The sequence below is a fragment of the Thiomonas sp. 13-64-67 genome, from assembly GCF_002282795.1.
GTDB lineage: Bacteria > Pseudomonadota > Gammaproteobacteria > Burkholderiales > Burkholderiaceae_C > Thiomonas > Thiomonas arsenitoxydans.
In genome coordinates this window covers 12,032-23,091 of sequence record NZ_NCKP01000058.1, presented here as the reverse complement: position 1 = coordinate 23,091, position 11,060 = coordinate 12,032, and the positions used below count along the sequence as shown (strand labels likewise).

Sequence of the window (11,060 nt, the reverse complement as noted above, 5' to 3'; positions counted from 1 at the left end):
TGGCCGCCGAAATGGCGCGGCTGGCGGCGCAGATTCTGGATGAATACGCGCAAGTGCAGAAAAAACTCGCCGCGTTCAAGAACCAACCCGCGCTGCACGCCGACATCCGCGCTCAGCTACAGGCTTTGTTGCCCCCGCGTTTCATCGCCGAAACGCCGCCCGCGCAAATCGCGCACTTTCCCCGCTATCTGCAGGCCATCGGGCGGCGGCTGGATAAATTTCGCACCGATCCGGCCCGCGATGCGCAACTCGGCACCCAGCTCGCCCCTTGGCTCACCCGCTGGCAGCGCGAGGCGGCGAGCTATCACGGGCTCTTGCCGCCACGCCTGCAAGAGCTGCGCTGGCTGCTCGAAGAACTGCGGGTGTCGCTGTTCGCCCAAGAACTGCGCACGCCCATGCCGGTATCGCTCAAGCGTCTGGAAAAAATCTGGGCGCAGTGGCAGGGCTGATCCAGACTGTCCATTAGGCGGGGCTTTGCCCCTACACGGGCGCCAATCCATCCCCAACCCGCCGCGCCATCATCCCGTGTCCTAATGAACAATCTGGGCTGATCCGGGAATACCCTCGACAATGTATAGATACTTCTTGATACATCTCAAGGCGAGGTGAGGGCGCAGTTTCTAGCATGGTCATCATGTCGAGTTCCATCCTTCCCCTGTCCGGCGCCCCCAATCAGATGCCGAAGCTCCCTGCTGAAGCGACCGGCTGCTATCACTGCAGCCTGCCTCTGGGCGACGCGCCGGTGCGCATGGAATTGGACGGGCAGTGGCGCAGCTTTTGTTGCCAGGGCTGCGCGGCGGCCGCCGAGATCATTGTGCAGGGCGGGTTGTGCGCTTATTACGACCGCCGCACCGCGGGCGAAGGCGCGCTGGCCGCGCTGCCGCGCGAAGAGATCGACAAACTCCATCAACAGTGGATGGCGCTGGCCGACCCGGCGTTTCTCTCTGCCTATGCCACGTCGCTGGGCGAGGGCCGGTGGAGCACTCAGATTGCGGTCGATGGCATTCATTGCGGCGCCTGCGTCTGGCTGATCGAGCAGCGGCTGCGGGCCATTCCGGGCGTGCTCGCCGCCACGGTGAACTACTCCACCCGCCGCGTGGCGTTGCAGTGGGACGCCAACACCGTACAACTGGCGCAGGTGTTTCAGGCGCTGGCCGAGGTGGGTTATCGCCCGCTGCCCAACGCGCGTCACCAAAGCGAGCTCAACCACCGCCGCGCCCGTCGTCTGGCCATTTTGCGCACCCTCGTGGCCTGGCTGGCGATGATGCAGGTGATGATGTTCGCCTGGCCGGGCTACCTCGATGCCGAGGGGCTCAACGCGGCGGAGCAGGGCATTTTCCAATGGGGCAGCCTGGCGCTTACCTTGCCCGCCTTGCTGTTTTCCGGCTGGCCTTTCCTCATGGGGGCGCTGCGCGACGTGCGCAACCGTCGCCTGGGGATGGACGTGCCCGTCACTCTCGGTCTGTGGAGCGCGTTTGCCGCCAGTGTGTGGAGCGTGCTGCACGGCCAGAGCCATGTGTATTTCGATTCGGTGGTGATGTTTCTTGCTCTGTTGCTCACCGCGCGCCTGATTGAAGACGGCCTGCGTCAGCGCAGCCTGAACGCGGCCGAAGAACTGATGGAACAACTGCCCGCCGCCGTGCGGGTGCGAGCCAGCGGCGAAGAAGATTGGCGCAGTGTGGCCATCACCCAGGTGCGTGCGGGCGATGAGGTGGAGTTGCCCAGCGGCAGCGCAGCCGCGGTGGACGGTGTGGTGATCTCGGGCGCGTCATTGGTGGACGAAGCCCTGCTCAACGGCGAGAGCCATGCCGTGCCCAAACAGGCGGGCGACGCCATTCTGGCGGGCAGCATGAACCGGCAATCGCCGCTGATCGTGCGGGCCACGCAAACCGGCGCGGGCACGCGCATCGCGCAGATGGTCGAGCTGATGCAGCATGCGCTGGCCAGCAAGCCGCGCTCGGCCCAGTTGGCCGACATCGCCGCGCAATGGTTCACGCTGGGTTTGCTGGCGGTGGCTGCGCTTACCGTGCTGCTGTGGTGGTGGCTCGATCCGGCGCGCATCGTGCCGACACTGGTGGCCGTGCTGGTGGTGAGCTGCCCCTGTGCCTTGTCGCTGGCGGTGCCTGCAGCGCTGGCGGCGTCCACCGCGCAACTCTCGCGGCACGGCGTGCTGCTCGCACGCGGGCACGCGCTCGACCGTGCGCCGCAGGTCGATCTCTGGTTGTTCGACAAGACCGGCACGCTGACCACGGCCGAACCCGTTGTCTCGGCCGTGCGCCTGCTCGATCCGTCCTACAGCCGTGAGCAGGTGCTGGCGCTGGCGCGCGCGCTGGAGCAGGGTGTGCAGCATCCGCTCGCACGGGCGTTCATGGCGTCTGCCGCGCAAGGCGACGCCGTAGAAACGGTGCAGGATTTGCGCGCTGTGCCGCATGGCGGCATGCAGGGCGTGTGGCAGGGGCAGACGCTGCGGCTGGGGCATGCGGCCTTCTCGGGTGTGGCGCAAGCGCAGCCACCCGAAGTCAGCGATATTCCGCTCACCCGTCTTGGCCTGAGCCTCGATGGGCGTGCGCTGGCCGTGTTCGACATCGCCGAAACGCTGCGCCCCGGCGCGCAGGAGGCCTTGCAGTCGCTGCAAGCCGCTGGCGCCGAGGTTGCGGTGTTGTCGGGCGATGCGGTACGTACCGTTCAGGCCTGGGCCGCGTGGCTCGGCGTGGCGCGCGCCGAGGGCGGCCTGAGCCCGGAGGACAAGCTCGAACGCGTGCGCCAATGGCGCGCGCAGGGGCGGGTGGTGGCGATGGTGGGTGACGGGGTGAACGATGCCCCGGTGCTGGCGGCAGCCGATCTCTCGGTGAGCTTTGCCGGCGCCGCGCCGATTGCCCGGGCCGGGGCTGATGTCATCTTGCATCACCCGGACATGCGCGCCTTGCCGCGGCTGGTCGCCACCGGACGGCGCACGGTGGGCGTGATGCGGCAGAACCTGATCTGGGCCGTGGTCTACAACCTGCTGGCGATTCCGCTGGCGGTGGCGGGCTTCATCACCCCGGTCTGGGCGGCGGTTGGCATGAGTACCTCCTCGCTGCTGGTGGTGCTCAATGCAGCCCGCCTGGCGCGCCGCGATCGTGTTGCGCCCACTCTTTGAAAGCGCGCCATGGAAGGCTCTCTGCTCATTCTCATCCCCATCAGTGTGCTGCTGGTGCTGCTCATCGTGGGTGTGCTGTGGTGGGCGGCGCGCAGCGGTCAGTTCGACGATTTGGAAGGTCCGGCCCACGCCATTCTGATGGACGACGATAAACCCAAACCTGAGTCGCTACCCGACAAAGACGCCGACAAGTCTGCCGACGCTGAAGGGCCGCAACAACGGACTTGATCTGCACATTGCGGCAAGGTGTCGCATTGACAGCGCAGCGACCCCGGCCACTTCCTAGTGCTTACCCTTACGAAATGAAATGTGTTGATACATGTCAATTCAGTGTGTCCATAAGTAAATGACCATACTCTACATTACGGTTCGTTACTTCTTATCAACAGGTGGAGCAGATGAGCGATCTGACGCTTAAACAGACTTACAACTACGCGCTGGTGCGCAAATTCACCGTCATGACTCTGGTTTGGGCCGTGGTGGGCATGCTGGTTGGCGTGTTCATTGCGGTGCAACTGGTCTTTCCCGACATGACCTACGGCATGGAGTGGCTGAGCTGGGGGCGTTTGCGTCCGCTGCACACCAATGCGGTGATTTTCGGTTTTGGCGGTACGGCGCTGTTCGCGACCTCTTACTACATCGTGCAGCGCACTTGTCAGGTGCCGCTGTTCGCGCCCAAGCTGGCTGAGTTCACCTTCTGGGGGTGGACGGCGGTCATCGTGCTTTGCGCCATCACCTATCCGCTGGGCATCACCAGCGGCAAGGAATACGCCGAGCAGGAATGGCCGATCAGCCTGCTGATCGTCGTGACTTGGGTGGCGTATGCCGTGGTGTTTTTCGGCACCATCATGAAGCGCAAGACGCCGCACATCTATGTGGCGAATTGGTTCTTCGGCGCCTACATCATCACCATTGCGCTGCTCTACATCGTCAACAACATCAAGCTGCCCATCAGCCTGCTGTCGTGGAAGAGCTACTCGGTGTACGGCGGTGCGCAGGACGCGATGATCCAGTGGTGGTACGGCCACAACGCCGTGGGCTTTTTCCTCACCACCTCCTTCCTGGGCATGATGTATTACTTCATCCCCAAGCAGGCCGAGCGCCCGATCTATTCGTACCGTCTGTCCATCGTGCACTTTTGGGCGCTGATCTTCACTTATATGTGGGCCGGCCCGCACCACCTGCTCTACACCGCGCTGCCCGACTGGACGCAGTCGCTGGGGATGGTGTTCTCGCTCATCCTGTTGGCGCCGAGCTGGGGTGGCATGATCAACGGCATGATGACCCTGTCGGGCGCCTGGTACAAGCTGCGCGAAGATCCCATCCTCAAGTTCCTGATCACCGCGCTGTCGTTCTACGGCATGTCCACCTTTGAAGGGCCGATGCTCTCCGTCAAGACGGTGAGCGCGCTGGGTCACTACACCGACTGGATCATCGGCCATGTGCATTCCGGCGCCATGGGCTGGGTGGGCATGATCACCATGGGCAGCCTGTACTACCTGATTCCGCGCCTGTGGGGTCAGGCTCAGATGTGGAGCAAGCGCCTCATCGAAGTCCACTTCTGGACGGCGACCATCGGCGTGGTGCTCTACATCGCCTCGCTGTGGGTGGCTGGTGTGACCGAAGGGCTGATGTGGCGCGCCATGCAGGCTGACGGTTCGCTGACCTACAGCTTCATCGAGAGCGTCAAGGCGGTCATTCCCCTCTACGTCATTCGCGCCATCGGCGGCTCGATCTATCTCTTCGGCATGTGCCTGATGGTCTACAACGCCTATCGAACCATCCGCCAGGGCAAGCCCGTCGACGCCCCGGTGCCCGCACTGAGCGCGGCCCACGCCTGATCACGATTCGGAGATATTCATGGCAACTTTTAATCACGAGACCATCGAGAAGAACGTGGGTCTGATGATCGTGCTGGTGGCAATCGTCGTCAGTATCGCCGGGCTGGTTCAGCTCGTGCCCCTGTTCTTCGACAAGAGCACGACCCAGCCCATTCCCGGCGTCAAGCCCTATACCGCCTTGCAGCTCGAAGGTCGCGACGTGTATCTGGCCGAGGGCTGCTACCTCTGTCACTCACAGATGATCCGCCCGCTGCGCGCCGAGGTCGAGCGCTACGGCCACTACTCGGTGGCAGGTGAGTCGGTTTACGACCATCCCTTCCAGTGGGGCAGCAAGCGTACCGGCCCCGATCTGGCCCGCGTCGGCGGCAAGTATTCCGACGAGTGGCAGCGCCTGCATCTGCGTCAACCGCGCGATCTGGTGCCCGAAAGCATCATGCCGGCTTACACCTGGCTGCAGCACCAGCCTGCCGAGGCCAATCAGATCCAGGCCAAGATGCGCGCCATGAAAACTCTGGGCGTGCCTTACACCGAAGCCGAGATCGCTGCGGCGCCGCAAGAGCTCGAAGGCAAGACCAAGGAAGACGCGCTGATCGCCTACCTGCAGGGTTTGGGCACGGCGCTGAGCAACTACAAGTCCAAGGCCAACTACATCAACTACTGAGGAAGCGCCATGTCCTTCGGCTCGATCGTTCTCGTTCTCTCCATGGTGGTCTTCGCCGGCATCGTGTGGTGGGCGTTTTCGCCCCGGTTCAAAAAGACGCATGAAAAGGACGGAATGATCCCTTTCCTCGATTCCAAGAATCACCCGCCCGAGTCTTTCGACAAGGGCGATGAGTCCAAGACCTCCGACAAGACCAAATCATGAACCAGTTCTATTCCCCCGGGTGGGCCTTCTGGATCGGCGGCGTCACCATTGTTTCCATCGTTGCCCTGTTCCTTTTTCTGCGCGGTACAGCACGGCAAACCGTGTTTCGCGACAAGGCGGGCAATCCCATCGCCACGACCGGCCATGTCTGGGACGGTGATCTGCAGGAGTTCAACAACCCCTTGCCGCGCTGGTGGATGGGGCTGTTCATCCTGACGCTCATTTTTGCAGTGATCTACCTGTCGCTCTACGGCGGCCTGGCGTTTTACAAGGGCATCCTCGGGTATTCCAGCGACAAGATGTACCAGCAGGAATCGGCCGCGTTCGATGCGCGCATTGAGCCCCTGTATGCGGCCTACATGAAAACGCCGATTCCCGAACTTGCCGCCAATCCCACGGCCATGGCCACTGGTCAGCGCATGTTTCTGACCTATTGCTCCCAGTGTCATGGATCAGACGCGGGGGGCACCAAGGGCTTTCCCAACCTGACCGTCCACAACGCCAATGCCTGGCTGTACGGCAACAGCCCCGAGGTTTTGGTGGAAACCATTACCAACGGCCGCTTGGGCATGATGCCGCCGATGGAGGCCGCGGTTGGCGGCAAACCCGGCGTGCTCGCCGTGGCTAATTATGTGCGCAGCCTCAGCGGTATGAAGCACGACGCTCAACTGGCGGCTCAGGGCAAGCCCTTGTTCGCCACGGCCTGCGCGGCTTGCCACGGCGCCGACGGCACAGGCAACAAGGCTCTGGGCGCCCCCGATCTGGCCGACCCCAAGCGGCAGTGGCTGTTCGGGTCGAGCATCGAAACCATTTCGCACACCATTGAGAAGGGTCGTGCCGGCCAGATGCCTGCGCAGAAAGACTTTCTCTCGCCCGAAAAGATTCACTTACTTGCGGCCTACGTTTACAGCATCAGTCATGGTGCGCAAGCGGCGAAGTAAGTCCAGTCCTCGATTCTTTTCATTCTCTGACCCACATCGGGGCGCAAGATCAAATGCGCCCCGATGCCGCTTGAGTCAGTCCCGTATTTTTCAGCCCGGAACGTGCGATGAACGCCAAGGCGCCAGAACCCAGCGACGACGATATTTCAGCCTCTGAAGAGTGGCTGTACGAGGTTCGCAAAAAAATCTACTCCCGCTCCGTCACCGGTTGGTTCAATAACTGGCGGGTGTTCATGGTGGTGTTCACCCAGGCGCTGTTCTACGGCTTGCCCTGGTTGCAGTGGGATGGCCGTCAGGCCGTGCTGCTCGATCTGTCCACCCGGAAGTTCTACTTTTTCGGCATGATTCTCTGGCCGCAGGACGTAATTTTCCTCGCTCTGCTGCTGATCATCTCGGCCTACGGTTTGTTTTTGTTCACGGCCATCGCTGGGCGACTGTTTTGCGGCTATGCCTGCCCGCAAACGGTGTACACCGAAATTTTCATGTGGATCGAGCGTAAGGTCGAGGGCGACCGGCTGGCACGCATCCGCCTCGACGGCTCCGATTGGAATGCCCGCAAGATCGGCAAAAAAGCGCTCAAACACGGGTTGTGGATTGCAGTGGCCTTGTGGACGGGCTTCACCTTCGTGGGCTACTTCACGCCCATTCTGACCTTGGCCGGTCAGGTCATCAGCGCAAACCTAGGCCCCTGGCAGACGTTCTGGATTTTGTTCTATGGCTTCGCCACCTATGGCAACGCCGGGTTTATGCGCGAGCAGGTCTGCAAGTACATGTGCCCTTATGCCCGCTTTCAGTCGGTGATGATCGACAAGGACACGCTCATCGTCACTTACGACACCGAACGGGGCGAGCCGCGCGGCAAACGGGGCAAACATGTCGACCCGCGCGCGCAAGGCAAGGGCGATTGCGTGGACTGCAGCATCTGCGTGCAAGTCTGCCCGACGGGCATCGATATCCGCGATGGCCTGCAATACATGTGCATCGGCTGCGGCGCCTGTGTCGATGCCTGCGATCAGGTCATGGACAAGGTGGGTTATCCGCGCGGGCTGATTCGCTACTCCAGCGAAAACGCCATGAAGAACAAGTGGAGCAAGCGCCAGCAATGGGCGCATCTACTGCGACCGCGCATTCTCATTTACTCGGCGTTGCTGCTCATCATGGTGGGGCTGTTTGTCGGCGGGCTGGCCACGCGCGACCCCTTGAAGATGAATGTGATGCGTGATCGCGGCGTGCTGTCGCGCGAGATTCCCGGTGGTCTGGTCGAGAACGTCTATCAGATCCAGCTGATGAACACTACGGAAAAAGCGCGAAAGATTCGCGTCGAGGTCAAGGGACTGGAGGGCGTGGCGGTGCATGATCGAAATACCTACGAGTTGCCCGCGTCGACCAATATTCTCGAGCCGCTGGAAGTGACTATTCCGGTCGACAATGCGAAGAAGGGGGTTTACAAAATCGAGATCATTGCCACATCGGAAGGCGAAAAGCCGATCTCTGCGTCGAGCAAGACCACCTTCATCGTCCCTTGAACACCCGAACCGCAGGAGAAGTTTCCATGCAAACCGCCGCTTCCCGCCCCTGGTACCGTGAGCCATGGCCCTGGTTTTTGATCGCGCTTCCCCTGATCGCGGTTTTGGCCAGTGTCTACACCATCTATCTGGCCAGCCGCACCCCCGACAGCCTGGTGACCGACCACTACTACAAAAAGGGACTCGCGGTAGGCGGTGACATTCAGCGCGAGCGACATGCCCAGGCCCTGCATCTTTCGGGACAGATCTCGATCGCAGCCGGGCGCATTGACCTCAAGCTCAACCAGCAGATCGCTCCCGACACCCTGCACTTGATGTTGCGTCATCCTTTGTCCAAGCAGAAAGACGTGCAGATCGACTTGCACCGCGGCGCCTCAGGTACTTACAGCGCCTTCTCCCCACCCCTTGAGCCCGTGCGTTACCGCGTGCATGTGGAAACGGCAAACTGGCGCCTGGCGGGTGTCTGGATTCCGGGGACGACGCTGACGCTCGAACCGGGTGTCTGAACCAAAAAAAGGGGCTCCTCTCGGAGCCCCTATATTCACTGGCTATCACTCTGAGTGATCAGGTTTGCGGCATCAACAATTCAGCGAGGGCGCGGCGATCCGTGATGCGAATCTGGCGCTGCGCCACATGAATCAACCCCGCGGAGTGAAACTTGGACATCAGACGGCTGACCGTCTCCAGTTTCAAGCCGAGATAACTGCCAATCTCTTCGCGGCTCATGCGCAAGACGAATTCATCGGGCGACAGGCCACGGGCCTTGAAGCGTTCGGACAAGTCGAGCAGAAAGCGGGCCAGCCGCTCATCTGCATGCATGCTGCCCAGAGAAAACTGATCTTGCTGCGCCCGCACCAACTTGCCGCCGACGATGCAATGCAGCTGATGCTGCAGTGCGGGCAGGTCGCGCGTGGTGGTTTCCAGCGCACGCAGATCGATTTCGCAGGCCTCGCTATCTTCGAGCGCGACCGTGTCGGTGAAATAGGTGTGCTGCCCCAGACCCTCCAGGCCCATCAACTCACCGGGAATGTGGAAACCGACAATCTGCTCGCGTCCGTCGGAACTGGTGACATACGATTTGAAAGATCCTGCATGCACCGAATACACCTTGGTCATGGCCTGGCCGGTGCTGAAAAGCGCTTCGCCCTTCTGCACCCGCACGGTTGCCTGAATCACGTCTCGGATACGCCCCATCTCCGACGGCTGCAGCGCGATCGGCAGGCAGAACTTACTTTGAAAGCACACATCGCAAGGATGGGGTTTTTCCATCTGCGTGGCGGTGGGGGTCGGGGTCGATTTCATAGATTTGGATGTCGCGATATTTGCTTCAGTTGATGTTTACAGAATACAGCAGAACACCATGAATACAACCATTCCACTGACCCTGTTGTTGATGGGCCTCACAGGCGGGCTGCACTGCGCCGCCATGTGCGGGGGACTGGTGGTGGCCTCCGAGCGCGCATCCACTGAGCATGTGCTCCTTCCGGCGCGTCAGTTGTTTCAAAATCAGCTGCAATTACAGGGCGCACGGGTGTTGTCCTACACCATTTTGGGGGGAATCGCCGGTTTGATCGGGGCTGGGGTGTGGGCCGCAAGCGCGCGGCCGGTGCAACTGAGCCTTTTTACCCTTGGCAACCTGGTGCTCGTTGCGGTGGGCCTATGGATGATCCTGCAACAGGTGCTTTCACCGCGCTGGCTGGCCTGGCAGCAGAAGTGGCTCGGCGGCAGTTGGGTTGGGCGCGGATTGACCCGGTTGACTCAGCCCTTGCTATCGCGGCTGCTGCCCTTCAACACCTTTCCCAAACGGCTGGGCGCCGGGCTACTCTGGGGTTTGCTGCCTTGTGGACTGGTGTATTCCGCGCTTTCTCTGGCGTTTCTCAGCGCTACGGCTTGGGAGGGTGCCCTGGCCATGCTGGCCTTCGGCCTGGGCACTCTGCCGCATATGCTGTTTGCCGGTCACACGCTGCGTTGGGTAAGTCAGCGCACCAATCAGCGCTGGTTTCACCTGGCTGCCGGTACGTTGCTCTTGTTGTTTGCCGCCTATGGCTTCTGGAAACTGTTCCATGCGGGCAGCGAATTGCCGATGGGCGGCTGCGCCTGAGCGAGCCCCAGCTTTTAGGCGATGTCGAAGGTGTGAATCTGGAAGTGCCCGGCGCGCAGGTCTGCGAAGTAGCGCTGCAATGTTTGCGCCACGCTGCGAAAGGCGATCTGCTCCCAGGGAATGTCCGCTTCGTGAAAAAGCTGGACATCGAGACTCTCTTCTCCCGCTTGCCATTGGGGCTGGGTGAGTTGCCCCCGGTAAAAGAAATAGACCTGATTCGCGGGCAGCACATTGATGACCGCGTAAAGCCCCTTCAACGCCACTTCGGCACCGGCTTCTTCACGGGTCTCGCGAAGGGCGCCCACTTCGGTGCTTTCGCCAATTTCCATGAAGCCCGCGGGCAAGGTCCACAAACCATAGCGCGGCTCGATCGCCCGCTTGCACAACAAAACCTGTTGCCCCCAAGCCGGTATGACGCCGACGATGTTGCGCGGATTTTCGTACTGGATGTGCCCGCAGGCCGGGCAAACCGCGCGCGGACGGGAATCGCCTTCAGGCACGCGGTAGATCACCGGCGAGCCGCAAGCGGTGCAATGGCGTATGGGCGGATTGTGCATGGGGGCTTGGCTGTGTGCAGAAGGGCAGTTTATTTTCAAACCCAATGCAGTGCCAACCCGGTGCCGTCATCGCACAGAAGCCCTAAACGC

General features: G+C 61.5%; 12 protein-coding genes. 10 read left to right on the top strand and 2 right to left on the bottom strand.

Translation table 11 applies throughout. The annotated features are described in order from the left end of the window. The 9 genes from B7X30_RS12655 to B7X30_RS12615 form a co-directional block, all read left to right on the top strand. The coding region (locus B7X30_RS12655; RefSeq protein WP_286730976.1) for a DUF3418 domain-containing protein at positions 1–449 on the top strand (449 nt) is incomplete at its 5' end. A 185-nt stretch (positions 450–634) separates the two neighbouring features. Further along, positions 635–3,139, top strand: coding sequence for a heavy metal translocating P-type ATPase (locus tag B7X30_RS12650; RefSeq protein ID WP_286730975.1), 2,505 nt, complete (start codon positions 635–637; stop codon positions 3,137–3,139). A gap of 9 nt (positions 3,140–3,148) precedes the next feature. Continuing rightward, positions 3,149–3,367 (top strand): cbb3-type cytochrome oxidase assembly protein CcoS, encoded by a 219-nt coding sequence (gene ccoS, locus B7X30_RS12645; RefSeq protein WP_286730973.1) that lies wholly within the window; start codon positions 3,149–3,151, stop codon positions 3,365–3,367. A gap of 170 nt (positions 3,368–3,537) precedes the next feature. Beyond that, entirely contained in the window at positions 3,538–4,980 is a 1,443-nt protein-coding gene (gene ccoN / locus B7X30_RS12640; RefSeq protein ID WP_286730972.1) for a cytochrome-c oxidase, cbb3-type subunit I, read from the top strand. A 19-nt stretch (positions 4,981–4,999) separates the two neighbouring features. Continuing rightward, complete coding sequence (gene ccoO, locus B7X30_RS12635; protein ID WP_013105384.1) at positions 5,000–5,641, top strand: cytochrome-c oxidase, cbb3-type subunit II; 642 nt, start codon at positions 5,000–5,002, stop codon at positions 5,639–5,641. A 9-nt stretch (positions 5,642–5,650) separates the two neighbouring features. Beyond that, positions 5,651–5,845, top strand: coding sequence for a CcoQ/FixQ family Cbb3-type cytochrome c oxidase assembly chaperone (locus B7X30_RS12630; RefSeq protein ID WP_013105385.1), 195 nt, complete (start codon positions 5,651–5,653; stop codon positions 5,843–5,845). Beyond that, entirely contained in the window at positions 5,842–6,786 is a 945-nt protein-coding gene (gene ccoP, locus B7X30_RS12625; RefSeq protein ID WP_286730971.1) for a cytochrome-c oxidase, cbb3-type subunit III, read from the top strand. Before B7X30_RS12630 ends, ccoP begins: the two co-directional genes overlap by 4 nt. Before the next feature lie 107 nt (positions 6,787–6,893). Further along, on the top strand, positions 6,894–8,312 hold the full coding sequence (gene ccoG, locus B7X30_RS12620; protein WP_286730970.1) for a cytochrome c oxidase accessory protein CcoG: 1,419 nt from the start codon (positions 6,894–6,896) through the stop codon (positions 8,310–8,312). Positions 8,313–8,338: 26 nt separating this feature from the next. Then, on the top strand, positions 8,339–8,818 hold the full coding sequence (locus B7X30_RS12615; RefSeq protein ID WP_286730969.1) for a FixH family protein: 480 nt from the start codon (positions 8,339–8,341) through the stop codon (positions 8,816–8,818). Positions 8,819–8,876: 58 nt separating this feature from the next. Here B7X30_RS12615 and B7X30_RS12610 read toward each other — a convergent pair whose 3' ends face one another. Next, positions 8,877–9,614, bottom strand: a complete 738-nt coding sequence (locus tag B7X30_RS12610) for a helix-turn-helix domain-containing protein (protein WP_013122765.1) — start codon at positions 9,612–9,614, stop codon at positions 8,877–8,879. A 58-nt stretch (positions 9,615–9,672) separates the two neighbouring features. Between B7X30_RS12610 and B7X30_RS12605 the strand changes: the two genes are divergently transcribed. Beyond that, positions 9,673–10,413, top strand: coding sequence for a sulfite exporter TauE/SafE family protein (locus B7X30_RS12605; protein WP_156053050.1), 741 nt, complete (start codon positions 9,673–9,675; stop codon positions 10,411–10,413). 14 nt (positions 10,414–10,427) lie between these two features. Here B7X30_RS12605 and B7X30_RS12600 read toward each other — a convergent pair whose 3' ends face one another. Then, positions 10,428–10,970 (bottom strand): NUDIX hydrolase, encoded by a 543-nt coding sequence (locus B7X30_RS12600; protein ID WP_013105391.1) that lies wholly within the window; start codon positions 10,968–10,970, stop codon positions 10,428–10,430. Positions 10,971–11,060: the final 90 nt, after the last annotated feature.